This is a genomic window from Pseudomonas sp. ArH3a (genome assembly GCF_022648765.1).
Lineage (GTDB): Bacteria > Pseudomonadota > Gammaproteobacteria > Pseudomonadales > Pseudomonadaceae > Aquipseudomonas.
In genome coordinates this window covers 1,808,169-1,833,003 of the sequence record NZ_CP080330.1, presented here as the reverse complement: position 1 = coordinate 1,833,003, position 24,835 = coordinate 1,808,169, and the positions used below count along the sequence as shown (strand labels likewise).

The following is a 24,835-nucleotide window of genomic DNA, read 5'->3' as shown; positions in this document are numbered from 1 at the left end:
TATGCGTCATCAGGTACATGAGCTGATCGCGCCGGTGCCCGGCACGGCGCGGCAGATTCACAGTTTCCACTTCGGCCCGGAACAGGCTGAAGGCAAGATCTACATCCAGTCATCGCTGCATGCCGACGAACTGCCGGGCATGCTGGTGGCCTGGCACCTCAAGGTGCGCCTGGCTGAGTTGGCGGCGGCCGGAAGGCTGCTGAGCGAAATCGTGTTGGTGCCCATTGCCAACCCGGTGGGCTTGGAACAGGTGTTGATGGACATTGCGCTGGGCCGCTACGAGCTGGAAAGCGGGCAGAACTTCAATCGCCTGTTTGTCGACCTCAGTGAGCAAGTCGGTGACCAAGTCGAATATTTGCTGGGCAATGATCCCCAGCACAACGCGCGTCTGATTCGCGCCGCCTTGGCCACGGCCTTGGCCGCGCAAACCGCCGACACCCAGCTGCAATCCCAGCGCCTGGTACTGCAACGCCTGGCCTGCGACGCCGACATGGTGCTGGACCTGCATTGCGACTTCGAAGCCGTGGCGCACCTGTACACCACGCCCCAGGCGTGGCCACAGGTGGAGCCGCTGGCGCGCTATATCGGCTCGGAAGCCAACTTGCTCGCCACCGATTCCGGCGGGCAGTCCTTCGATGAGTGTTTCACCCTGGTGTGGTGGCAGTTGCAACAACGCTTCGGCGAGCGCTTCCCGATTCCCCTGGGCAGCTTTTCGGTGACCGTCGAACTGCGTGGCCAGGGCGACGTCAATCACGGCCTCGCCAGCCTCGACTGCCAGGCGATCATCGACTACCTGATCCGCTTCGGCGCGATTGCCGGCGACGTCGCGCCACTGCCCGAGCTGCCCTACCCGGCCACCCCGTTGGCAGGCGTGGAACCTGTGACCACGCCAGTCGGCGGTTTGCTGGTGTTCAGCGCCCTGCCGGGTGAATACCTGGAAGCCGGGCAATTGATCGCCGAAATCATCGACCCCATTACCGACCGCGTAACGCCCGTGCACTGTAAAAACGCCGGCCTACTTTACGCCCGTTCGCTGCGCCGCATGGCCACTGCCGGGATGGTCATCAGCCATGTCGCCGGTACTGAAGCCTACCGCAGCGGCTACCTACTTTCGCCTTGAGGATGCACGCCCCATGTACAAATTGACCGTTGAAGGCCTGCATAAAAGCTATGGCGACAATGAAGTGCTCAAAGGTGTCTCGCTCAAGGCCAAGACCGGCGACGTGATCAGCCTGATCGGCGCCAGCGGCTCGGGCAAAAGCACCTTTTTGCGCTGCATCAACTTCCTGGAAACCCCCAACGACGGCGCAATGACCCTCGACGGCCAGCAGATCCGCATGGTCAGCGACCGCCACGGCATGCGCGTGGCCGACGACGCCGAGTTGCAACGCCTGCGCACACGGTTGGCGATGGTGTTCCAGCATTTCAACCTGTGGAGCCACATGAACGTGCTGGAAAACATCACCATGGCCCCGCGCCGGGTGCTGGGTTGCAGCAAGAAAGACGCCGAAGACCGCGCCCGTCGCTACCTGGACAAGGTAGGTTTGCCGGCACGCGTGGCCGATCAGTACCCGGCATTCCTCTCCGGTGGCCAGCAGCAACGGGTGGCTATCGCCCGCGCCCTGGCCATGGAACCGGAGGTGATGCTGTTCGACGAACCGACCTCGGCCCTCGACCCGGAGCTGGTCGGTGAGGTGTTGAAGGTGATCCAGGGGCTGGCCGAGGAAGGCCGCACCATGATCATGGTCACCCACGAAATGAGCTTTGCGCGCAAGGTGTCGAGCCAGGTGCTGTTCCTGCACAAAGGCCTGGTGGAAGAGCAAGGTGCGCCTGCCGATGTGCTGGGCAATCCAAAGAGCGAGCGCCTGCAGCAGTTCTTGAGCGGCAATTTGAAGTAAACCTTTGCGGCGCCTGGAGGGTCTCTGGAAGAGAGCCCCCAGAGCGTCAGCCACCGCATGGCAAAACCCTTCGACTTCGCCAAACACTGGTTTGCCGCCAAAGGCTGGAAACCGTTCGCCTTTCAGAAAGCCGTGTGGGCGGCGGTCAAGCAGGGCCAGTCAGGCTTGCTGCATGCCAGCACCGGCGCGGGTAAAACCTATGCACTGTGGTTTGCTGCCCTCAATCGCTTCGCCATCACCCGCCCACCCACCACCGATAAACGTAAAGCACCGGCTGCGTCGCTGACGGTGCTGTGGATCACGCCGATGCGTGCGCTGGCCGCCGACACCGCACGCGCCCTTGAAGCGCCGCTGGCGGCCTTGCAGATTCCCTGGAGCGTCGGCCTGCGCACCGGCGACACCAGCAGCAGCGAACGCGCACGCCAAACCCGCCGCCAGCCCACTGCGCTGGTCACCACGCCGGAAAGTCTTACGTTGATGCTGGCGCGTGCCGACAGCGAGACGAGCCATGCGCACGTGCGCATGGTGATCGTGGATGAATGGCATGAACTGATCGGCAATAAACGTGGCGTCCAACTGCAGCTGGCGCTGGCGCGACTGCGGCGTTGCCATCCGGAGCTGATGGTGTGGGGGATTTCCGCGACGCTGGGCAATCAATCCCACGCCTTGGAGGTTTTGGTCCCACAAGGCGGCGGGATCAATGTGCAGGGGCAAACAGCCAAAAAGTTGCACGTGGATACGTTGTTGCCGCCCGCCACCGAGCGCTTTCCTTGGGCCGGGCACATCGGTTTGAAAATGTTGCCGCAGGTGGTGGCCGAAGTGGATGCCAGCAGCAGTTGCCTGGTGTTTACCAATACGCGGGCGCAGTCGGAGATTTGGTATCAGGCGTTGCTCGAAGCCCGTCCGGACTGGGCGGGGTTGATTGCTTTGCATCATGGCTCACTCTCGCGGGAGACGCGCGACTGGGTGGAGCGGGCCCTGAAAGACGGTCAGCTAAAAGCCGTGGTGTGCACCTCCAGCCTGGATCTGGGTGTGGACTTCCTGCCGGTGGAGCGCGTCTTGCAGATTGGCTCGGCGAAAGGTGTGGCGCGCCTGATGCAGCGCGCCGGGCGCTCCGGCCATGCGCCGGGGCGGCCGTCGCGGGTGACGCTGGTGCCCACCCACAGTCTGGAGTTGGTGGAGGCCGCCGCCGCCCAGGATGCGATTGCGCAGCGACGCATCGAAACCCGTGAATCGCCTTACAAACCGCTGGATGTGCTCGTACAGCACTTGGTGAGCATGGCGCTGGGCGGCGGTTTCACGCCGGATGCGCTGCTGGCGGAAGTGCGCGGCGCCTGGGCGTATCGCGACCTCACGCAGGCGGATTGGGCCTGGGCGCTAGGGTTTGTGCGTCATGGCGGGCTGTCGCTGACGGCTTACCCGGATTATCGCCGGGTAGAGCCCGATGAGCAGGGCATCTGGCGCGTGCCGGATGCGCGGTTGGCCCGCCGCCATCGCATGAGCGTGGGCACTATCGTCAGTGATGCGAGTATTGCGCTGAAATTCTGGAGCAAGGGCGGCGGCGGCAAGAACTTGGGCAGCGTCGAGGAAGGCTTTATCGCACGGCTCAAACCCGGCGATGGCTTCCTGTTTGCCGGGCGTTTGCTGGAGCTGGTGCGCGTGGAAAACATGACCGCTTATGTGCGCCGCAGCACCGCGAAGAAAGCCGCTGTGCCGCGCTGGAATGGCGGGCGCATGCCGCTTTCCAACGAGCTGGCCCAGGCCGTAGTCGAGCGCTTTGACGCGGCGGCACACGGGCACTTCGATGGCCCGGAGATGCGGGCGGTGCAACCCTTGCTGCAAACCCAGCTGCGCTGGTCCGGCTTGCCGACGCGTGCGCATCTGCTGGCCGAAGCCCTCAAGTCGCGGGAGGGCTGGCACCTGTTTCTTTACCCGTTCGCCGGGCGCCAGGTGCATCTGGGGTTGGCGAGCCTGCTGGCGTGGCGGGTCAGCCAACAGCAGCCGGTGACCTTTTCAATTGCCGTGAATGATTACGGGCTGGAACTGTTGAGCGCCACGCCGGTGGATTGGCCACTGTTGCTGAACGCGGCGTTGCTGAGCCCGCAAAATTTGCTGACCGACGTCGCGGCCAGCCTGAACGCCGGAGAACTGGCCCTGCGCCGCTTTCGCGAAATCGCCCGCATCGCCGGGTTGGTGTTCCCCGGCTACCCCGGCGCGCCGAAAAGCACGCGGCAGGTGCAGGCTTCCAGCGGTTTGTTCTTCGAAGTGTTCAAACAATATGACCCGCAGAACCTGTTGCTGACCCAAGCTGGGGAAGAAGTCCTGCGTGATGAGTTGGACATTCGTCGGCTGGAACAGACATTGCGCCATCTGGCGGTGCTGCAATTGGACCTGCATGTGATCGAACGGCCTACACCCCTGGCCTTCCCGCTGCTGGTCGAGCGAATGCGCGAGAGCATGAGTTCGGAAAAACTCTCGGAGCGCATTGCGCGGATGGTCAAGGACCTGGAAAAAGTCGCGGATAACGGGAAACGCTGATGCATTGTTCAGTGACGCTTGAGGGAGAAGAGCTTTGGCTGCTGGCGGATAAGGCCATGTTCTGGCCCGCTCGCCAGTGCCTGCTGATTGCCGACGCGCACTTTGGCAAAGCGTCTGCCTATCGCAGCCTGGGGCAACCGGTGCCACAAGGCACCACCACTGAAAACCTGCTGCGCCTGGACCGGCTGTTATCGGCCTTACCGTGCGCGCAGGTGATTTTTCTCGGCGACTTCCTGCACGGCCCGGGATCGCACGCCAGCGGCACCCTGAGCGCCTTGAGGGGCTGGCGTGAGCGCAATCCCAAGGTAGCCATGACGTTGATTCGCGGCAATCACGATAAACGCGCAGGCGACCCGCCTGCCGACTTGAGGATTGAGGTGCTCCCCGAGCCGCTGCTGATGGGGCCGTTTGCCCTGCAGCACGAACCGGATGCCCATGCCAGCCACCACGTGCTGGCGGGGCATGTGCACCCGGTGTTTCGCTTGCGCGGCAAGGGCCGCCAGAGTTTGCGCCTGCCGTGCTTTCAGCTGGGGTCGCGGATCAGCCTGTTGCCGGCATTTGGCGCGTTTACCGGGGGGTATTCAGTGGAGCAGAGCAACGATCGGCGGATCTTTGTGATCGGCGACGAGCAAGTATGGCCGGTGCGCTGAAAAGCCGGCCATGTCTCTTGCCCTGACTGATCAGGCGACAGGCGCGGGTGGCGGCTCATCCGGAAGGGTTGGCTCACCGGGCTCGGTGGGCTGTTGGGGCCAATCTTCGTCAGGCTGGCCGGGAATGCCACCTGCAAAGGCCGGATCAGCCATCAGGGACCAGGCCAGAACACCAATCTGGTTGGGTTCAAGCCGGGCGAGTTCGGCGCTGATTCGCGGGTCGATCTTCATAAAGTACTCCTCAAGCGTGGCTCGGTGCGTTTTGCACGCACCGAGGCAGTACACCCAATAGAGTCACTTCCCGCAGACTAATTCCCTTTACGTGTAAGACCTTTCGATCAAGCGCGTGGGAGTGTGACGCCGCGCTGGCCCTGGTACTTGCCGGCGCGGTCTTTATAGGACACTTCACAGGCCTCGTCGGACTGCAGGAACAGCATCTGTGCCACGCCTTCGTTGGCGTAGATCTTCGCCGGCAACGTGGTGGTGTTGGAGAACTCCAGGGTCACGTGGCCTTCCCACTCCGGCTCAAGCGGCGTCACGTTGACGATGATGCCGCAGCGCGCGTAGGTGCTTTTACCCAGGCAGATGGTCAGCACATCGCGGGGAATGCGGAAGAACTCCACGGTGCGCGCCAGGGCGAAGGAGTTTGGCGGGATGATGCACACGTCGCTCTTAACGTCGACGAAGCTCTTTTCGTCGAAGTTTTTAGGATCGACGATCGCCGAATTGATGTTGGTGAACACCTTGAATTCATCGGCGCAACGCACGTCGTAGCCGTAGCTGGAAACGCCGTAGGAAATCACGCGCTCATCGCCTTCGCCACGAATCTGGCGTTCAACGAACGGTTCGATCATGCCGTGCTCTTGCGCCATGCGGCGAATCCACTTGTCCGATTTGATGCTCATGGCGGGTGTCCTGAATAGCGAGGTGGAAAAATTCTGTTGGGCATCTTACCGGGGCCGGCGTTGGGGTTCAAAGGGCGCCGGGGTTTTCTTGACGAATGCACTGCCTGCTATAGGCCGTAGCCAGTGGGGCCGGGGCTCACATAGCAGCCATCAGGGACTGTAAATACCACCGCCAGTCACGAATTTAGAGAAACCTTGGGAAATACCATTGGCACGTTCCGGAAAAAGGGTTAAGGTGGCGCCACTGTGCTGCTTGTGTCACTGAGAATCTCTACACGATATGTTGAATTTCGATCCAACCATCTCCAAGAATTTTTCCTGCTCTTTGCACTCAGTCTCGGCCAGGGCTTTTCCTGAGTCGCAGTTAACTTTGTCCAAGGAGATACACCATGTCTAATCGCCAAACTGGTACCGTTAAGTGGTTCAACGATGAAAAAGGCTTCGGCTTCATCACTCCACAATCCGGTGACGACCTGTTCGTTCACTTCAAAGCTATCCAATCCGACGGCTTCAAAAGCCTGAAAGAAGGCCAACAGGTTTCTTTCATCGCTACCCGCGGTCAGAAAGGCATGCAAGCTGAAGAAGTTCAAGTTATCTAACTTGTACTGACTTAGTCGAAAAAACCCCGCCCTTAAAAGCGGGGTTTTTTTATGCCTGGGATTTAGCGCTACGCCAAGGGAATAGGCGATCGCTCCTACGCTCTGCGTGGGAACGCAGCCAAGGACGCTCTGCATCCCAAAGCGTGACGCAGAGCGTCACAGAGGCGTTCCCACGCAGAGCGTGGAAACGCTCACGGCGCACAGCAAAACGCCCGGTGCATTCCCATGCACCGGGCGTTTTGTCGTAACGGCCTTATTAATCGTTACTGGAACAACGACTCACTCGACAAGCCGTTCTTCTCGAGGATCTCACGCAAGCGCTTGAGGCCCTCTACCTGGATCTGCCGCACACGCTCACGGGTCAGGCCGATCTCCAGGCCTACGTCCTCCAAGGTGCTGCTCTCATGGCCACGCAGACCGAAGCGGCGAATCACCACTTCACGCTGCTTGTCCGTAAGCTCTGACAGCCACTGGTCAATGCTTTGGGAAAGATCATCGTCCTGCAACAGCTCGCAAGGATCCGTCGGACGATCATCCGTCAGGGTGTCCAGCAGGGTTTTATCCGAATCCGGACCCAGCGAGACATCGACTGAAGACACGCGCTCGTTCAAGCCGAGCATGCGTTTAACCTCGCCTACCGGTTTCTCCAACAGGTTGGCGATTTCTTCAGGCGAGGGTTCATGATCGAGTTTTTGTGTCAGCTCACGCGCCGCCCGCAGGTAGACGTTAAGCTCCTTGACCACGTGGATCGGCAACCGGATCGTGCGGGTTTGATTCATGATCGCCCGTTCGATGGTCTGGCGGATCCACCAGGTGGCATAGGTTGAAAAGCGGAAGCCCCGCTCAGGGTCGAACTTCTCCACCGCCCGGATCAAGCCCAGGTTACCTTCCTCGATCAGGTCCAACAGGGACAGCCCACGATTGACGTAGCGTCGGGCGATTTTCACCACCAGCCGCAGGTTGCTTTCAATCATGCGCTTGCGCCCAGCCGGATCGCCTTTTTGCGACAAGCGCGCAAAATGGACTTCTTCTTCGGGAGTGAGCAGAGGGGAAAAGCCGATTTCATTGAGATACAGCTGCGTTGCGTCGAGCGCCCGCGTGTAGTCAATGTACTTGTGCTGCTTTAACGCAGTGGAGCTCTTGGATTTGGTGCGAACTGAAGGCGTTGCAGGCCCTTCATCATTTGACATCGAATCCGTAGCGATGCCGGTCTCCATAAGGAGAACCTCATCGTCGATGTCAAACTCCGGCGCTTCTTTACTGAGAGCCATTGTTATAGTCCTTTGGTGAGTTCGACCTCAAGCTCAAGCGACGCCTTTATCCTTGGCAACGCTGGAGCCTGTTCCTTCTACGTGAGGGAACAGGCTGTGCAACCTATCAACGACGGGGTAGGAATTGCAGCGGATCTACAGGCTTCCCTTGACGGCGAATCTCAAAGTGCAGTTTCACCCGGTCTGTGCCAGTTGATCCCATTTCGGCAATTGTCTGTCCGACTTTGACCTGCTGCCCCTCCCGAACCAACAGCCTACGGTTGTGGCCGTAAGCACTGACGTAGGTATCGCTGTGTTTGATGATGACCAGTTCGCCGTAGCCCCGCAAACCACTCCCGGCGTACACCACTGTCCCATCAGACGCAGCTAAAACAGGCTGTCCCAAATCCCCGGCGATATCAATGCCTTTATTCAAACTACCGTTTGAAGAGAATTTTCCAATTAATACCCCGTTGGAAGGCCATCCCCAACCGGTCGGCGCAGGCCCTGCAGGCGGCAACGGCGCGGCTGCCGGCTTGCTCGCAGCCGTAGACGCGGCGGTGCCTGCAGGCCGGGTGATGATGGTAGTTCTGCTCGAAGACGAGGGCGAAGATCCGGACTTTGTCACAACTGCCGTAGGCGCCGAACCGCTGCGCCCATCGAAACGAATGGTCTGCCCCGGATGTATCGTATAGGGCACAGGAATATTGTTACGCGCTGCGAGCGCCTTGTAATCCCAGCCGTAACGGAAGGCGATCGAGAACATCGTGTCCCCCTTTCGCACTACATACTGCCCGGTGGTGACCGTCGGTTTTTGCGGCACTGCATTATTACGGTCAACTACCCGCGCGCCCCCGGAAGGCGTGCTCGAACAAGCAGCCAATAAGGAACTCAAGACAAGGCCAAGCACCAGTCGCTGAAAGCTTGTTTTACTCATACGCTGCGCAAGACCTGTGAGACTCACCCGCCGCTCCCTTTGTGGTGGCTGAACATGAACGCCTGTATCAGGCTTGAAATATGACGCAAGTATAACTGGGCATTGAATTTTTACCGGCACACGACTGAAACGAAAAATTCATCATGTTTAAACCCGGCCTCCAATCATGTTGACTCTACAAGCCCCGCCGTAAGACACATCCCCACTCACAGAATTCACTGCTAGCGAATAAATGATCAAGCCAGCGGGCCGTTGAGCAACGGTACGAAGCGCACAGCCCCCAGCACGTGCCGGGAAAAGCCTTCGTCCTCGCGGATAATGAGCATCAATTGTTGCACTTCGCCGGAGCCCACGGGGATCACCAATCGGCCACCAGGCGCCAACTGATCGAGCAACGCCTGCGGCACATCGGTGGCAACAGCCGTGACAATGATGCCGTTATACGGCGCCAGCGCCGGCCAACCTTCCCAACCATCGCCCCAGCGGAACACCACGTTGCGCAGGTTCAGTTCCACCAGGCGCTCCTTGGCACGGTCCTGCAGGACCTTGATGCGCTCCACCGAGAACACACGCTCCACCAGTTGTGACAGCACGGCGGTCTGGTAACCCGAACCGGTGCCGATTTCCAGCACCTTGTCCAACGGCCCCGCCGCCAGCAACAGCTCACTCATGCGCGCAACCATATAAGGCTGCGAGATGGTCTGGTTGTGGCCGATGGGCAATGCGGTGTCTTCATAGGCGCGGTGCGCCAGCGCTTCATCGACAAACAGGTGGCGTGGTGTACGCCGGATCACTTCCAGCACCTGAGCGTTTGACAGCCCCTCTTCGTACAGACGTTGGATCAAACGCTCGCGAGTACGCTGGGAGGTCATCCCGATGCCACGGCGCAACAGGTCGTCTTGTTCACGCGCCATCAACGCAGCCCCTCGAGCCAGCCATCGAGACTACTGAAGGCATCACTGAAGGTGCGATCAAGCTGCAACGGGGTAATCGAAACATAACCTTGCATCACCGCATGAAAGTCCGTGCCCGGGCCACCGTCCTCGGCGTCGCCCGCTGCCGCGATCCAATAACCTTCCTTGCCACGCGGATCGACCACCTTCAATGGCGCCGCCGCGCGGGCGCGATGGCCCAGGCGCGTCAGCTGGATGCCGCGAATATGGTCGAGGGGCAAGTTGGGGATATTGACGTTGAGCACGGTGCGCGGCGGCAAGTCCAGGGAGCCGTGGGCTTGCACCAGCTTGCGCGCGAAATACGCCGCCGTCGCCAGGTTATCCAGTTGCCGCGAGGCAAACGAAAAAGCGAACGAAGTTCGCCCCAGGAAACGCCCTTCAAGGGCCGCCGCCACGGTGCCGGAATACAACACGTCGTCGCCCAGGTTGGCGCCGAGGTTGATGCCCGACACCACCAGGTCCGGCTCATGGTCCAACAAGCTGTTGATCGCCAGGTGCACGCAGTCGGTGGGGGTACCGTTTACGCTGATAAAGCCATTGGCCAGAACCTGCGGGTGCAACGGACGGTCGAGCGTCAGCGAACTGCTGGCGCCGCTCTTGTCCTGGTCCGGGGCAACCACCACACACTCGGCATAATCTTGCAGCGCAGCATAAAGCGCGGCAAGGCCAGGTGCGGTGGCACCGTCATCGTTTGATATCAGAATACGCATGGGCTGTCCGTCTGCCCCACCGGCACCAGATCAACAAGCTCGCGCACCAACACAGTGGCGAAGCATCCGGCCGGCAGGACGAATTCCAATTGCAGAATGTCAGGACCGGGATAATGCCACGTCAACCCGCCAATGGGCAGTCGAAGAATGCGCCGTTCCTGGCTCATGCCGGCATTCACCAGCCAATCGCGCAGGTCGGCTTCGCTGGCGGCAATCGTTTGCTCAAGCTCATGGGTGATGCCGCTGGCCGGCGAATCGCCCTCGCCCCACTGCGGCCCGGTCGGGTGCAGGTCCAGGATCGCCAGGCGCGGGTCGCTGCATTCCGCTTCCCCGGCCGGGAAAAAACTGCGGCTGTCGGTAAAGGCCAGCAGGTCGCCGACTTGGGCGCGCTGCCAGGAACCGTCTGCGACACGTGCCGCCAAGACTTTGTTGAACAGGAAACTGCGCGCCGTGGACAACAGCCGCGAACGCACATTGCGCTGCTCCGGCAAAGCCTTGCGCGCCGCCCATTCACGCGCATCCACTACGTTGCCGCCGTTGTGGCCAAAGCGTTGGGCGCCGAAGTAGTTGGGGATGCCGTGCTGAGCAATCAGTTGCAGACGCGCATCGATGGCGGCGGTATCGCCGGCCAACTGGGTCAGGCGCAAGGTAAAACCGTTGGCCGCATGTGCACCGCGCTGCAGCTTGCGCTTGTGGCGGGTCATTTTAAGGATCTTGAGGGTGTCGTTTTCCGCACCGCTCATGTCCGGGTCGGCCTTGCCCGGCAGTTGCACGCTGAACCACTGGCGGGTCAACGCCTGGCGGTCCTTGAGCCCGGCATAGCTGACGGTGCGCAACGGCACGCCGGCAGCCTTGGCGATACGCCGCGCAGCCTCTTCAGTATTCAGACCACGCTTTTCGACCCACAGCCACAGGTGCTCACCGTCGCCGGTCAGCGGGATATCCAGGACTTCGTCGACCTGAAAATCTTCAGCCGTCGCCTTCAGGACCGCGCTGCCCAAGGCCTCGCCATAGGCACGCGGGCCCAGCAATTCCAAGTCATTCATGCGCGCAGCAACAAGGCAACGGAGTGCACCGCGATGCCTTCTTCCCGGCCGGTAAACCCGAGCTTTTCGGTGGTGGTGGCTTTCACGTTGACTTGATCCAATTCAATTTGCAGGTCCGCGGCAATCAATGCGCGCATCGATTCGATATGCGGGGCCATTTTCGGGGCCTGGGCGACGATGGTGTTGTCGACGTTGCCAACCTTCCAGCCTTTGGCGTGGATCAGGCCGACCACGTGGCGCAACAGCGCGCGGCTGTCCGCGCCCTTGAAGGTTGGGTCGGTGTCCGGAAAGTGTTTGCCGATATCGCCCAACGCCGCCGCGCCGAGCAAGGCATCGCTCAAGGCATGCAACACAACGTCGCCGTCAGAATGAGCCAGCAACCCATGGTGGTGTGCAATGCGCACGCCGCCCAAGGTGATGAAATCGCCTTCAGCGAAACGGTGCACATCGTAGCCGTGGCCAATACGCATAAAAAAACGCCCCGATTTAATTCAGGGCGTGATTCTACCTACTTTTGCCTCACATTAACCGAGCAAAGCACGACCATGATGTCGCAAATGATCTTCGATGAAGCTGGCGATAAAGAAGTAGCTGTGGTCGTAGCCAGGTTGCAGGCGCAGTTCGAGCGGATGGTTGGCCGCCTTGGCTGCTTGCTGCAGCGCCTCTGGCTTGAGCTGCACGGCGAGAAAATCGTCGCGGTCGCCTTGGTCCACCAGCAATGGCAGTTTTTCCGAGGCTTCGCTGATCAGCACGCAGGCATCCCATTCGCGCCACTTCGAGCGTTCTTCACCCAAGTAACGGGAGAAGGCTTTCTGGCCCCACGGGCAATCCATCGGGTTGTTGATCGGCGAAAACGCCGACACCGACTGGTAACGCCCCGGGTTGCGCAAGGCACACACCAACGCCCCGTGGCCGCCCATGGAATGGCCGCTGATGCCGCGTTTATCCGAGGCCGGGAAGTGCGCTTCAACCAACGCTGGCAATTCCTGCACCACGTAGTCATGCATCCGATAGTGCTTGGCCCAAGGTTCCTGGGTGGCATTCAGATAAAAGCCCGCGCCGAGGCCGAAATCCCAGGCGTTGTCCGGGTCGCCCGGCACACCCGGCCCACGCGGGCTGGTGTCCGGTGCGACGATGATCAGCCCCAGCTCAGCGGCCATGCGCTGCGCGCCGGCTTTTTGCATGAAGTTCTCGTCGGTGCAGGTCAGGCCGGACAGCCAGTACAACACCGGCAACTTGCCGCCCTGCTCCGCTTGCGGCGGCAGGTACACGGCAAAGGTCATGTCGCAACCGAGCACATCGGAATGATGCTTGTAGCGTTTATGCCAGCCGCCGAAGCTCTTCTGGCAGGACAGGTTTTCCAGACTCATGGCCGACCTCAGAAGTGGATGACGGTACGAATGCTCTTGCCTTCATGCATCAGGTCAAATGCTTTGTTGATGTCTTCCAGGCCCATGGTATGGGTGATAAACGTGTCTAACGGGATCTCGCCGGTCTGGGCCATTTCCACGTAGCTTGGCAATTCGGTACGACCACGCACGCCGCCGAACGCCGAACCGCGCCAGACGCGACCGGTGACCAGTTGGAACGGACGGGTGGCGATTTCCTGGCCGGCACCGGCCACGCCGATGATCACCGACTCGCCCCAGCCTTTATGGCAGCACTCAAGGGCGGCACGCATCAGCTGTACATTGCCGATGCACTCGAAGGAAAAGTCCACGCCGCCGTCGGTCAGGTCGACGATCACGTCCTGGATTGGGCGGTCGTAGTCTTTCGGGTTGATGCAGTCGGTAGCACCTAGTTGTTTGGCGATTTCGAACTTGGCCGGGTTGATGTCGATGGCAATGATGCGACCGGCCTTGGCCTTGACCGCGCCGATGATGGCCGACAGGCCAATACCGCCGAGGCCGAAGATCGCCACGGTGTCGCCCGGTTTGACCTTGGCCGTGTTGATCACCGCACCGATGCCGGTGGTAACGCCACAACCCAGCAAGCAGACTTTTTCCAGCGGTGCTTCTTTAGGAATCTTGGCTACGGAGATTTCCGGCAGCACGGTGTACTCGGAGAACGTCGAAGTACCCATGTAGTGGAAAATCGGCTGGCCTTTGTAGGAGAAACGCGTGGTGCCATCGGGCATCAGGCCTTTGCCCTGGGTGGCGCGAATGGCCTGGCACAGGTTGGTCTTGCCCGACAGGCAGAATTTGCACTTGCCGCATTCCGGGGTGTACAGCGGGATCACGTGGTCGCCGACGGCCACCGAGGTCACGCCCTCGCCGATCGCTTCAACCACCGCGCCGCCTTCATGGCCGAGGATCGACGGGAAGATGCCTTCTGGGTCGGCGCCCGACAAGGTGTAGGCGTCGGTATGGCACACGCCGGATGCGACCACCCGCAACAGCACCTCGCCGGCCTTGGGCATGGCGACATCCACTTCAACGATCTCAAGGGGCTTTTTCGCTTCGAAGGCTACGGCGGCGCGGGACTTGATCATCCGGGTTTCTCCATGGAATTAAAAACTGAGGCGGTGAGTGTAAAACATGGCCCAGTGATTAATAATCCGGGCGAAAGCAAAACTTTATTGCTGTACAGGGATAATCGACATGCTGGAGAACCGCTGGGAAGGCATCGATGAGTTTGTTGCGGTGGCCGAATGCAGCCAATTCACGGCAGCGGCCGAGCGGCTTGGGGTGTCGTCGTCACATATCAGCCGGCAGGTGGCACGCCTGGAGGAGCGCCTGCAAACGCGGTTGCTGTACCGCAGTACGCGCAAGGTGACCCTGACCGAAGCCGGCCAGACCTTCCTGCAACACTGCCAGCGCCTGCAGGACGGTCGCGAAGAAGCGCTGCGCGCCGTCGGCGACCTCACCAGCGAACCCAAGGGCATGTTGCGCATGACCTGCGCGGTGGCGTACGGCGAGCGCTTTATCGTGCCGCTGGTCACGCGGTTTATGGGGCTCTACCCGCAATTGCGTGTGGATATCGAGTTGAGCAATCGCCAGTTGGACCTGGTGCATGAAGGCCTCGACCTGGCAATCCGCCTGGGCCGTTTGCAGGATTCGCGCATGGTCGCCAGCCGCTTGGCCCCTCGGCGCATGTACCTGTGCGCGTCGCCGTCCTACCTGGCACGGTATGGCCGACCACATAGTTTGTCGGAGTTGAGTCGGCATAACTGCCTGATCGGCAGCTCGGATATTTGGCAACTGGCCCAGGACGGGCGCGAATTTTCTCAACGGGTGCAGGGAAACTGGCGCTGCAACAGTGGGCAAGCGGTATTGGATGCGGCGTTGCAAGGGGTTGGGTTGTGCCAGTTGCCGGACTATTACGTGCTGGAACACCTTCACACTGGCGCGTTGGTGTCGCTGCTGGAAGCGCATCAGCCGCCGAACACGGCGGTGTGGGCGCTGTATCCGCAGCAGCGGCATTTATCGCCCAAGGTCAGGAAACTGGTGGATTTTCTCAAACAGGGCTTGGGTGAACATCCGGTCTATCGGCAATAAACAGCTACCACTTGTTCATGGCCTGGTTGCCGGTAAATAGCCGCACCCACTGCATAGCCAGGCCACCCCATGACATCCAACACCTACCAGCTTCAGCGCATCAATCAATTTGTCCGCAAGGTCCTGGCCGATTTTCCAGTGCCCTGCGAAATCGCCGCCCGGTTACTCGACGACCGCCTGCAACCGTTCAGCCAGGAACAATTGGACCCGGACACCACGTTCCTGACCACCATCGAGTACAACACCGATAAGCCCAACGCGGCGTATACCGGGGTGATCGTGCAATCCATGACCCTCACCGAGGCCATGATCAGCAACGCCCCCCACGCCCCGGGCGGCATGATCAATACCACTGGCTTTTCCACCACCGCGCCGTACTTCAACATCGTCAGTGAACTGCCGCGCCTGATGGATAACCGCATCCCGGAGATGTTCAACGAAGAGTTCATTACCGCCGGCTGGATCCCGCCCAGGCGCTATGAAGCGCTGTATCGACAGAGTGAGCCGCAAGTTTACGACCCGAGCACCCAACTGGACATCGCCCCCGAGGACTTGAGAAATGCTATTCGCTCAAGCCATTTCGAACAGGCCTACGACAGGGCAATCACACAGTTCTGGAGCGCACATCGGGATAATTACAACACCCTGATGCGCATCGCGTTTACCAAGGCCTACCTCGATCAGTTCGAGGAGTTCACCCTGACCGTGGCAGAAAGGGAGCTGGCTGCCCGGGCGGCCGGCCTGGTCGACAAGGATTACAGCAACCTGACCCTGGAAGACTTTCAGGCGCCCTACCAGGCGGACAGAAACCTGTCGGTGCGTTTACTGCGCATTCATCAGGCCGAAGCCACGGACATCCTGACGATCACTGACAACCAGAGCCAGATCACCCTGCTGTACATTCCGGGCAACTCCTCGCCCTTCCACGGTTTCAACGCTGTGGCAGAAATGCGCATGGCATTGGTAAACGTGGCGAAGGATCCCACCCAGCGCAAAGCCTTGGTCAACCACTTTGAACCCGATACCGTCGACTCCGGCCTGATGTACAGCGGCGTCGAGGAAGCGCTGATAGGCATGGCGCTGTACCCAAACGTTTCCAGCCCACCTGGTTTTTTCAATAGCCTGCTGCACAACGGCTATTGGGACCCCGAGCAATACATCAACAACCCGATGTACCCGGTGCTGAACAGCAACCCGTTTGAATTCATCGCTCGGCAGATCAGGACACGTATTGCAAAGATGGCGGCAAAAACCATTGTCTCGCCCCTGGATACCTTCAAGGCCGACACCCTCGACGCCCTCGAAAAAGCCTGCCTGCTGGCGATTCCTGTGGCGCTGACGATGGGTTCCGCGCTACTGGCGGAGTTTTGTTTCGTGACGTCTGGCTTGGCCGCAATGGCAATCGGTGCCGACGACTTGCTCAAAGACAAACCACAAGCCATGGAGCGCATCGTGTTTGGCGCCCTGAATGCGCTGCCGGTGGTGTTCCATGGCATTGCCAAAGGCGCCAACAACTTGGAGCGCCTGCGCCCCACCTTGAGCCAGGCCTCACGCGAGCGGGGCGGCCGGATCAGTGTCGAGGTGCAAAGCGAAGCAGCACTGTCGTCGCCCACCGAAAGTCGCCCGCTGGTTACCGCCTCCGCTCCCAGCGGTTTACAGCGCATAAAGATTCAGGGCGAGATGTTCCTGACCTACACAACACCGAATGCCTGGGGCTCTTTTGAACTCTTCGTGACCGCCCCCAACGCACCCGAGACCCTCCAGTCCACGGGTCTCTACGCCATTCAGAGCGCGGACAAACAATGGCGGAGTGCCGGGCTGGCTGGCGGCGGGGGCTTCCGTAATGCCTGGCAACGGATTTACACATGGTTTGGCGGCACAGACAACTCGAGCTTCTTCGCGGCCTACCAAATGCCACCGCCCGTGCGCGACACCCTCTCGGACATGCTCACCGACAAAGGCTTGTTTTCGCAAGACTACGAACCCGTTGGCGATAGCGTAGAGTCGATCAAGAATACCCGGCAAGTGTTCTTCGAGAGGCGAGCCAAATTGGACAAAGATTCGGCTACGTTCTTCAACGACCAGACCTTGTCGCCCATACAACCGGTGCTCCCCAGATTCAGCTTGAACGAATCACAACAGGTCATTATCGAGAAACTGTTCCTCGCCAGTGATGGCCTCGTTATAGGCGAAAACCACGCAGCGGCATCGAGCAAAGCCCTCCTGATCGACAACATGCAGCTATTCGCCAGCCAAGGCGTCAAACGCATCTACTTCGAGCATTTACTGACAGATGTGCATGTGCCCTTGTTGAAGGCGTTTTACCGGTCAAGGACCGCGCCGATGGCCGATGAACTGAAACAATATCTGGACGGGATCTACCCGATCCTGCGCAACCGCTATTACTCGTTCAGCAACATCATCATCAAGGCCCGTGACGCGGGGATCAAGATCCAGCCGATCGACTGCATCGCGAGCTACATTCTTCGCGACATGCAAGACGCCGCCGGCACACTGCGTCAACGGATGATGAACTACTACGCCACCGAGGTGATTCAATGGCTTCAGACCACCAAGCGCCGCCCAGGAAAATGGGTGGCACTGGTGGGCAACACCCACACCAATACGTTCAAGGGCATCCCCGGGCTTGCGGAGCTCACCGGCAGCATCAGCCTGCGGGTCGAAGATGCAGTGGCGACCCAACGCCTGGGTATCGAAGCCGATCCGGGGCGCACCGCCAGCCTGGGCATCAACAGAGGGGAAGGCACGGTCAAGGCCAACCTGGTCTTGCGCGTGGACACGGCCACCTTGCAGCATTCGGTGGAATCACAGCCCGGTGCGTCGCACAGTCAGGTGGTGAAGTCTCCCCAAACCCTGCTGAACCGGCCGGGCCAGTTCATGCTCACGCAGGACGCTACCACTCAGGCAGCGCAGATTCACTATCGCTCGCGACGCGGGGATTTGCGCAGTGTCAGGATCAATCAGCAGGGCCGCCGGTACGTCATCAGCGTGACCGGCTGGCCATTCGATGAGAAACCGTTCGAGAGCATTCAGGCCTTGGTGAGCGCGCTGAAAACCCAGCCCGGGTTGGAGGAAGTCAGTGCTTGAAGGTCAGGACGCTTGATAAGCCCGGCGCTGGCGCAGCCACTCGAGGTCTTCGGGGCGGGTGACCTTGATATTGTCCGCGCGCCCTTCGATCAGGCGTGGCGCCTGGCCGGCCCATTCCATGGCCGAGGCTTCGTCGGTGATCACGGCGTCAGCCACCAGGCTGTCGGCCAAGGCCCGGTGCAAGGCGCCCAGGCGGAACATCTGCGGTGTATAGGCTTGCCAGATCAGGCTGCGGTCCACGGTTTCGACCACGCGCCCGTGCTTGTCGGCGCGCTTGAGGGTGTCGCGTGCGGGGACGGCCAGCAAGCCGCCAACTGGGTCGTGCGCCAGTTCAGCCAGGAGTTTGTCCAAGTCATCACGGCCCAGGTTCGGCCGCGCCGCATCGTGCACCAACACCCAGTCGTCGTCATCGGCGCCCAGGGCATTCAGGTGCAGCAGCGCATTGAGTACCGAACCCGAGCGCTCTGACCCACCGTCGGCACGTTGGATACGTGGGTCGGTGGCGCACGCCAGCGTGGGCCAATAAGGGTCATCAGACGCCAGACTGACCACCAGACCCTTAAGCGCTGGATGGTCGAGGAAACAGCCGAGGCTGTGTTCGAGAATAGTGCGCCCGCCCAGTTGCAGGTACTGCTTGGGACGGTCCGCGGCCATACGGGCACCGACGCCCGCGGCAGGAATCACGGCCCAGAAGGCCGGCAAAGGGTGATTCATTGGGCCAACTGGTAGAGGGTTTCGCCCTCCTTGACCATGCCCAATTCATGACGGGCCCGCTCTTCAACGGTCTCCGTACCTTTTTTCAGCTCAAGCACTTCGGCATCGAGGACGCGGTTGCGCTCCAGCAGACGTTCGTTTTCGGCGTGCTGGTCGGCAATTTGCTGGGTCAACTCTTCCACCTGCGCAAAGCTGCCATTACCCACCCATAGGCGGTACTGCAGGCCAGCCAGCAACAAGAGCAAGACGAGGAACAACCAATTGGGACTGCGCATCGAAATCCGGGTATCCAGTAAAAAAAGACAGCCATGCAAAACTTGTTAAGCAACTGATAGCACGAAGCCTGGAAGAACCAGGCTTGTGCTTGGTAGCCATCAGATTAGCGCCGAAAACTACTCTATCGAGATTTTTCGGCTGCGACCTGTCGACTTTTTACCATTTAACAATCAGCCGCGAAACTCGCTGCGACCGTTGTACTTGGCTTTACCTGCCAGTTGCTCTTCGATACGCAGCAATTGGTTGTACTTGGAAACGCGGTCGGAACGGCACAGGGAACCGGTCTTGATCTGCCCAGCCGAAGTGCCCACGGCCAGGTCGGCGATGGTCGAATCTTCGGTTTCGCCGGAGCGGTGGGAGATCACGGCGGTGTAGCCCGCAGCCTTGGCCATCTGGATGGCTTCCAGGGTTTCGGTCAGGGTGCCGATCTGGTTGAACTTGATCAGGATCGAGTTGGCGATCTTCTTGTCGATGCCTTCTTTCAGGATCTTGGTGTTGGTCACGAACAAGTCGTCGCCAACCAGTTGGATTTTCTCGCCGATCTTGTCGGTGAGAACTTTCCAGCCCGCCCAGTCGGACTCGTCCAGGCCATCTTCGATCGAGATGATCGGGTAGCGCTCGGTCAGGCCTTTGAGGTAGTCGGCAAAACCTTCGGAGGTGAACACGTGGCCTTCGCCGGCCAGGTTGTACTTGCCATCTTCGTAGAACTCGCTGGCAGCGCAGTCCAGAGCCAGGGTCACGTCGGTACCCAGCGTGTAGCCAGCATTGGCAACAGCTTCGGAGATCACTTTCAGTGCATCTTCGTTGGACGCCAGGTTCGGTGCGAAACCACCTTCGTCACCCACGGCGGTGCTCAGGCCACGAGCCTTCAGCACAGCTTTGAGGTGATGGAAAATCTCGGTGCCCATGCGCAGGCCTTCGGAGAAGGTCTTGGCGCCAACCGGCTGCACCATGAATTCCTGGATGTCGACGTTGTTATCGGCGTGCTCGCCACCGTTGATGATGTTCATCATCGGCACCGGCATCGAGTAAACACCCGGAGTGCCGTTCAGGTTGGCGATGTGTGCGTACAACGGCAGGTCCTGGTCCTGGGCAGCGGCCTTGGCAGCAGCCAGGGACACAGCGAGGATGGCGTTGGCGCCCAAGCTGCCTTTGTTTTCGGTGTTGTCGAGCTTGATCATCGCGTGGTCCAGGGCTTTCTGGTCCAGCGGGTCCTTGCCCAGCAACAGGTCACGGATCGGGCCGTTAATGTTGGCTACAGCCTTGAGTACACCTTTGCCCAGGTAACGGCTCTTGTCGCCATCACGCAGTTCCAGCGCTTCGCGCGAACCCGTGGAAGCACCGGACGGCGCGCACGCGCTGCCGATGATGCCGTTATCGAGAAGCACGTCGGCTTCGACGGTGGGGTTGCCACGGGAGTCGAGAACTTCACGACCTTTGATGTCGACGATTTTTGCCATTGTTGTAAACACTCCAAAGTTGACGAAAACGACGCAGCTGAAGGAAATCTTTTGACCGACCGCAAGGGTGGAACAACGGGCAGGCTTGCAGGCGACAAGGCTCAGGCCCGCAGGCCTGAGCGTAAAGCGAGGGAAAGTCTACCGGAGAAATGGCGCTTACGCGGTCTCTACTGTCGGAAAACTCTTGACCAGTTCGTCCAACTGCTTGAGCTGGGCCAGAAACGGCTCCAGCTTGTCCAGGCGCAGAGCGCATGGGCCGTCGCATTTGGCATTGTCCGGGTCCGGGTGGGCTTCCAGGAACAGGCCCGCCAGCGACTGGCTGATGCCTGCCTTGGCCAGGTCCAGCACTTGGGCACGCCGCCCGCCGGCGGAGTCGGCGCGACCACCGGGCATTTGCAGCGCGTGGGTCACGTCGAAGAAAACCGGATATTCGAACTGTTTCATGATGCCGAAACCGAGCATGTCCACCACGAGGTTGTTGTAGCCGAAGCTCGAACCACGCTCGCAGAGGATCAACTGGTCGTTACCCGCTTCCACGCATTTGCTCAGGATGTGCTTCATTTCCTGGGGCGCGAGGAACTGGGCTTTCTTGATATTGATCACAGCGCCGGTCTTGGCCATGGCGACCACGAGGTCGGTCTGGCGCGACAGGAAGGCTGGCAGCTGGATGATGTCGCACACCTCGGCGACCACGGCAGCCTGCTCAGGCTCGTGGACGTCGGTGATGATCGGCACGCCGAAGGCTTGCTTGATGTCCTGGAAGATCCGCATGCCTTCTTCAAGGCCCGGGCCGCGATAAGAGGTCACGGACGAACGGTTGGCCTTGTCAAAGCTGGCCTTGAACACGTAAGGGATACCGAGTTTCTCGGTCACCTTTACGTACTCTTCACAGACCTGCATCGCCATGTCGCGGCTTTCCAGCACGTTCATGCCGCCGAACAGCACCATGGGCTTGTCGTTGGCAATCTCGATGTCGCCTACGCGAATGATCTTCTGGGCCATCAGGTTTACGCCTTCTTCTGATGTTGCGTCAGTGCAGCTTTAACGAAACCGCTGAACAATGGGTGACCGTCGCGCGGGGTCGAGGTGAACTCAGGGTGGAACTGGCAGGCCACGAACCACGGATGATCCGGAGCCTCGACCACTTCAACCAGCTTGCCATCACCGGAGCGACCGGAGACTTTCAGGCCGGCTTCTTTGATTTGCGGCAGCAGGTTGTTGTTCACTTCGTAACGGTGACGGTGACGCTCGACGATCACGTCCTTGCCATAGCAATCGTGAACCAGCGAGCCAGACTCCAGCAGGCAATCCTGCGCGCCAAGGCGCATGGTGCCGCCCAGGTCGGAGCTTTCGGTGCGGGTTTCAACGGCGCCGGTAGCGTCTTCCCACTCGGTGATCAAGCCCACGACCGGGTGGCCGCTGGTGTGATCGAACTCGGTGGAGTTGGCGTCTTTCCAGCCCAGCACGTTACGGGCAAACTCGATAACGGCCACTTGCATGCCCAGGCAGATACCCAGGTACGGCACTTTGTTTTCACGGGCGAACTGCACGGCGGTGATCTTGCCTTCCACGCCACGCAGGCCGAAACCGCCGGGCACGAGGATCGCGTCAACACCTTCGAGCAGCGCGGTGCCCTGGTTCTCGATGTCTTCGGAGTCGATGTAGCGCAGGTTGACCTTGGTGCGGTTGCTGATACCGGCGTGGCTCATCGCTTCGATCAGCGACTTGTACGCATCCAGCAGCTCCATGTACTTGCCGACCATGGCGATGGTGACTTCATGCTCAGGGTTGAGCTTGGCGTCGACCACGGCTTCCCACTCGGACAGGTCCGCACCGTTGCACTGCAGGCCGAAACGCTCGACCACAAAATCATCCAGGCCTTGCGAGTGCAGGATGCCCGGGATCTTGTAGATGGTGTCGGCGTCTTCCAGGGCAATCACCGCACGCTCTTCAACGTTGGTGAATTGCGCGATCTTGCGACGCGAGGAAATGTCGATCGGGTGATCGGAGCGGCACACCAGCACGTCCGGCTGCAGGCCGATGGAACGCAGTTCCTTGACCGAGTGCTGGGTAGGCTTGGTTTTGGTTTCGCCAGCGGTGGCGATGTACGGTACCAGTGTCAGGTGCATCAGCATCGCGCGCTTGGCGCCGACTTCGAAACGCAACTGGCGGATAGCTTCGAGGAACGGTTGGGATTCGATGTCACCCACGGTGCCACCGATCTCGACCATCGCCACGTCAGCATCGCCTGCACCCTTGATGATGCGGCGCTTGATTTCGTCGGTGATGTGCGGGATCACCTGAATGGTTGCACCCAGGTAGTCACCACGGCGCTCTTTGCGCAGCACGTGCTCGTAGACGCGGCCGGTGGTGAAGTTGTTGTTCTGGGTCATGGTCGTGCGGATGAACCGCTCGTAGTGGCCCAGGTCCAGGTCGGTTTCGGCGCCGTCGTGTGTGACGAACACTTCACCGTGCTGGAACGGGCTCATGGTGCCCGGGTCAACGTTGATGTACGGGTCCAGCTTGAGCATGGTGACCTTAAGTCCCCGCGCCTCCAGGATGGCCGCCAATGAAGCGGAGGCAATGCCTTTCCCCAATGAAGAAACAACACCGCCCGTGACGAATATGTAGCGCGTCATGAAAAACCCTAGAAGTCTGCGTTAAAGCGGTCCGAGCCGCCGGGGAAAGCGAAGGAAGGCCGAAGCCCCCGATCACCTGCATTAATCACAGTGCACCTTTCAAAAAAACCGCCGCGTTGTGACAGACCAGCAATGAAACACCGGTACGTTGATCGCTACACATTTTTTGGAATCGCCCAGCAAAGACTGCTTGGTAATCGGCAACTGCTGCGATTCAGTCGAATCCACAGAAGTTGTATCAAGAAGGGAGCGTAGTCTACCGGAAAGGCTCTATCAGCTCAAACCTTGATCGCAAGTCTGTGGCATCCAATCCAATTGCCAGTCACGCGGCGGCATGGCCCATAGCCCCGCAAGGCTTGGGACAGCCAGCAATTGCTCACCCTGATAGAGCAGCGGCAATCTGCCACGCACGAAGCCCGGCAACCCACATTCGTTAAGCAGACGCTTCAAGTCACGCCGGCCCCGACCTGGCACTTCAATGATTTCGCCGCCCTGGCGGTAACGGACCGCAAACGGGCCTTCGGGGGCCTTGCCGATAAATTTCAGCTGGCCATTGCCGGGTAACTCTAGTGGGTTTTGCGGGCAGGGCCAGCTCACCGATGCGTCGGAAAATTCCGACCAAGTGGTGGGCAACCACCAAAGGCGTTCGCCGCAACGATGCAACTGACCATCGGCCAGGCGCCACAGCGGCTGTGCGTCGCCCTTGGCGTCACGCAGGGAATACCAGCCGGCCCAGTGGTCGCTGTCGGGTAAACGGGTCAGCGGTATCAGCCAGTGGCGCAGGACGTTGCGTTGACGGGCGTCGGAAAGTTCGCGCAATGGCGCAAGCACCAGCGACGGCAAAGCCAGCCAGGGAAACGGCGAAGGTTGATCGGCGGCTTGCAGGTCCATGCGCGCCAACTCGTCGAGCAGGCCTTGGGCTTCGCTCAGATGCTCAGCAGTGCGAGCCAGGCTGGAAACTGCTTGGGGCCAACGCTGCGTCAGCGCGGGGAAAACACGGTGACGCAGGTAATTACGCGAGAAGCGTGGATCAGCATTGGAGGGATCTTCGATCCAGGCCAACTGATGCTCACGGGCGTAGGCTTCCAATTCAGCACGCGAGGCTTTCAGCAGCGGCCGCACCAAGTGGCCACCCGCCAAAGGGCGATGTGCGGGCATTGCCGCCAACCCGCGCACGCCGGCCCCACGCAGCAGGCGAAACAACAAGGTTTCAGCCTGATCGTCGCGATGCTGCCCGGTGAGCAACACCTCCCCTGCCCCGGTGGCCTCACTAAACGCCTGATAACGCGCGTCACGCGCTGCACGCTCAAGGCTGGCGCCGGGCTGGACGTGCACGCGCATCACCCGCAAGGGCACGCCCAGGCGGTCACATACTGCTTGGCAATGACTGGGCCAGGCGTCGGCGGCAGCTTGCAGGCCATGGTGGACATGGATTGCGCTGAGTGGTGGAAGAGTGTCGGTGTTTGCCAGGGTGGCCAGGAGGTGCAGCAGAACGGTGGAGTCCAGACCACCCGAGAATGCGATATGCCAGGCCGAGGCGCTGCGCCAGGGAGCCAGGGTTTGCAGAAGTTTGGCAGATAGGACCGATGTCATCGAAGCACCCCGAGCATGATCGTTCCCACGCTCTGCGTGGGAATGCATCGCGTGACGCTCCG

23 protein-coding genes are annotated in these 24,835 nt (G+C 60.2%); 7 read left to right on the top strand and 16 right to left on the bottom strand.

The window, feature by feature from the left end:
- Window position 1: 1 nt before the first annotated feature.
- The 4 genes from K0P33_RS08225 to pdeM are packed head-to-tail and all read left to right on the top strand — an operon-like array spanning window position 2 to window position 5,086.
- Entirely contained in the window at window positions 2–1,120 is a 1,119-nt protein-coding gene (locus tag K0P33_RS08225) for a succinylglutamate desuccinylase/aspartoacylase family protein (RefSeq protein ID WP_242154780.1), read from the top strand.
- A gap of 13 nt (window positions 1,121–1,133) precedes the next feature.
- Window positions 1,134–1,898: an ATP-binding cassette domain-containing protein gene (locus K0P33_RS08220; RefSeq protein ID WP_094950030.1), complete on the top strand. Its 765-nt coding sequence runs from the start codon at window positions 1,134–1,136 to the stop codon at window positions 1,896–1,898.
- A 57-nt stretch (window positions 1,899–1,955) separates the two neighbouring features.
- Entirely contained in the window at window positions 1,956–4,436 is a 2,481-nt protein-coding gene (locus tag K0P33_RS08215; RefSeq protein ID WP_242154778.1) for a ligase-associated DNA damage response DEXH box helicase, read from the top strand.
- Window positions 4,436–5,086 (top strand): ligase-associated DNA damage response endonuclease PdeM, encoded by a 651-nt coding sequence (gene pdeM, locus K0P33_RS08210; RefSeq protein ID WP_242154776.1) that lies wholly within the window; start codon window positions 4,436–4,438, stop codon window positions 5,084–5,086. The genes K0P33_RS08215 and pdeM overlap by 1 nt, the downstream gene beginning before the upstream one ends.
- A 30-nt stretch (window positions 5,087–5,116) precedes the next feature.
- Here the strand turns inward: pdeM and K0P33_RS08205 are convergent, their stop codons facing one another.
- On the bottom strand, window positions 5,117–5,317 hold the full coding sequence (locus tag K0P33_RS08205; RefSeq protein ID WP_094950032.1) for a hypothetical protein: 201 nt from the start codon (window positions 5,315–5,317) through the stop codon (window positions 5,117–5,119).
- A gap of 107 nt (window positions 5,318–5,424) precedes the next feature.
- A complete protein-coding gene (gene dcd, locus K0P33_RS08200; protein ID WP_003189215.1) occupies window positions 5,425–5,991 on the bottom strand; it encodes a dCTP deaminase in 567 nt (188 codons plus the stop codon).
- 389 nt (window positions 5,992–6,380) lie between these two features.
- Here dcd and K0P33_RS08195 point away from each other — a divergent pair, with 389 nt between their 5' ends.
- Window positions 6,381–6,590, top strand: coding sequence for a cold-shock protein (locus K0P33_RS08195; protein WP_002554837.1), 210 nt, complete (start codon window positions 6,381–6,383; stop codon window positions 6,588–6,590).
- 263 nt (window positions 6,591–6,853) lie between these two features.
- Here K0P33_RS08195 and rpoS read toward each other — a convergent pair whose 3' ends face one another.
- The 8 genes from rpoS to K0P33_RS08155 all read right to left on the bottom strand — a co-directional run bounded on the left by rpoS (window position 6,854) and on the right by K0P33_RS08155 (window position 13,977).
- Window positions 6,854–7,861, bottom strand: coding sequence for an RNA polymerase sigma factor RpoS (gene rpoS, locus K0P33_RS08190; protein WP_242154774.1), 1,008 nt, complete (start codon window positions 7,859–7,861; stop codon window positions 6,854–6,856).
- Between the two features lie 106 nt (window positions 7,862–7,967).
- On the bottom strand, window positions 7,968–8,804 hold the full coding sequence (locus K0P33_RS08185) for a peptidoglycan DD-metalloendopeptidase family protein (protein WP_242154772.1): 837 nt from the start codon (window positions 8,802–8,804) through the stop codon (window positions 7,968–7,970).
- Between the two features lie 209 nt (window positions 8,805–9,013).
- On the bottom strand, window positions 9,014–9,649 hold the full coding sequence (locus K0P33_RS08180; protein WP_169850588.1) for a protein-L-isoaspartate(D-aspartate) O-methyltransferase: 636 nt from the start codon (window positions 9,647–9,649) through the stop codon (window positions 9,014–9,016).
- Window positions 9,650–9,690: 41 nt separating this feature from the next.
- Window positions 9,691–10,440: a 5'/3'-nucleotidase SurE gene (gene surE / locus K0P33_RS08175; protein WP_094950035.1), complete on the bottom strand. Its 750-nt coding sequence runs from the start codon at window positions 10,438–10,440 to the stop codon at window positions 9,691–9,693.
- The gene (truD, locus tag K0P33_RS08170; RefSeq protein ID WP_094950036.1) at window positions 10,428–11,486 is read right to left on the bottom strand and encodes a tRNA pseudouridine(13) synthase TruD; all 1,059 of its coding nucleotides are present in this window, start codon (window positions 11,484–11,486) and stop codon (window positions 10,428–10,430) included. The genes surE and truD overlap by 13 nt, the downstream gene beginning before the upstream one ends.
- Window positions 11,483–11,956, bottom strand: a complete 474-nt coding sequence (gene ispF, locus K0P33_RS08165) for a 2-C-methyl-D-erythritol 2,4-cyclodiphosphate synthase (RefSeq protein ID WP_092487654.1) — start codon at window positions 11,954–11,956, stop codon at window positions 11,483–11,485. The genes truD and ispF overlap by 4 nt, the downstream gene beginning before the upstream one ends.
- A 54-nt stretch (window positions 11,957–12,010) precedes the next feature.
- Entirely contained in the window at window positions 12,011–12,856 is an 846-nt protein-coding gene (gene fghA, locus K0P33_RS08160) for an S-formylglutathione hydrolase (RefSeq protein ID WP_078047218.1), read from the bottom strand.
- Between the two features lie 8 nt (window positions 12,857–12,864).
- The gene (locus K0P33_RS08155; protein ID WP_012722612.1) at window positions 12,865–13,977 is read right to left on the bottom strand and encodes an S-(hydroxymethyl)glutathione dehydrogenase/class III alcohol dehydrogenase; all 1,113 of its coding nucleotides are present in this window, start codon (window positions 13,975–13,977) and stop codon (window positions 12,865–12,867) included.
- A 109-nt stretch (window positions 13,978–14,086) separates the two neighbouring features.
- Here K0P33_RS08155 and K0P33_RS08150 point away from each other — a divergent pair, with 109 nt between their 5' ends.
- Both K0P33_RS08150 and K0P33_RS08145 read left to right on the top strand, forming a co-directional pair.
- Window positions 14,087–14,983 (top strand): LysR substrate-binding domain-containing protein, encoded by an 897-nt coding sequence (locus tag K0P33_RS08150; RefSeq protein WP_094950037.1) that lies wholly within the window; start codon window positions 14,087–14,089, stop codon window positions 14,981–14,983.
- Between the two features lie 69 nt (window positions 14,984–15,052).
- Entirely contained in the window at window positions 15,053–18,091 is a 3,039-nt protein-coding gene (locus K0P33_RS08145; protein ID WP_094950038.1) for a DUF6543 domain-containing protein, read from the top strand.
- A gap of 3 nt (window positions 18,092–18,094) precedes the next feature.
- Here the strand turns inward: K0P33_RS08145 and ispD are convergent, their stop codons facing one another.
- The 6 genes from ispD to tilS all read right to left on the bottom strand — a co-directional run bounded on the left by ispD (window position 18,095) and on the right by tilS (window position 24,773).
- Window positions 18,095–18,805 carry a 2-C-methyl-D-erythritol 4-phosphate cytidylyltransferase gene (gene ispD / locus K0P33_RS08140; RefSeq protein ID WP_094950039.1) on the bottom strand — a complete coding sequence of 237 codons (711 nt, stop codon included), beginning with the start codon at window positions 18,803–18,805 and terminating at the stop codon, window positions 18,095–18,097.
- Window positions 18,802–19,080 (bottom strand): cell division protein FtsB, encoded by a 279-nt coding sequence (gene ftsB / locus K0P33_RS08135; protein ID WP_057723188.1) that lies wholly within the window; start codon window positions 19,078–19,080, stop codon window positions 18,802–18,804. Before ftsB ends, ispD begins: the two co-directional genes overlap by 4 nt.
- 171 nt (window positions 19,081–19,251) lie before the next feature.
- Window positions 19,252–20,541, bottom strand: coding sequence for a phosphopyruvate hydratase (gene eno, locus K0P33_RS08130; RefSeq protein ID WP_094950040.1), 1,290 nt, complete (start codon window positions 20,539–20,541; stop codon window positions 19,252–19,254).
- A 156-nt stretch (window positions 20,542–20,697) separates the two neighbouring features.
- Window positions 20,698–21,543: a 3-deoxy-8-phosphooctulonate synthase gene (kdsA, locus tag K0P33_RS08125; protein ID WP_064451165.1), complete on the bottom strand. Its 846-nt coding sequence runs from the start codon at window positions 21,541–21,543 to the stop codon at window positions 20,698–20,700.
- 5 nt (window positions 21,544–21,548) lie between these two features.
- Window positions 21,549–23,180: a CTP synthase gene (locus K0P33_RS08120; protein ID WP_094950041.1), complete on the bottom strand. Its 1,632-nt coding sequence runs from the start codon at window positions 23,178–23,180 to the stop codon at window positions 21,549–21,551.
- A gap of 273 nt (window positions 23,181–23,453) precedes the next feature.
- Window positions 23,454–24,773 (bottom strand): tRNA lysidine(34) synthetase TilS, encoded by a 1,320-nt coding sequence (gene tilS / locus K0P33_RS08115; RefSeq protein ID WP_094950042.1) that lies wholly within the window; start codon window positions 24,771–24,773, stop codon window positions 23,454–23,456.
- Between the last annotated feature and the right edge of the window lie 62 nt (window positions 24,774–24,835).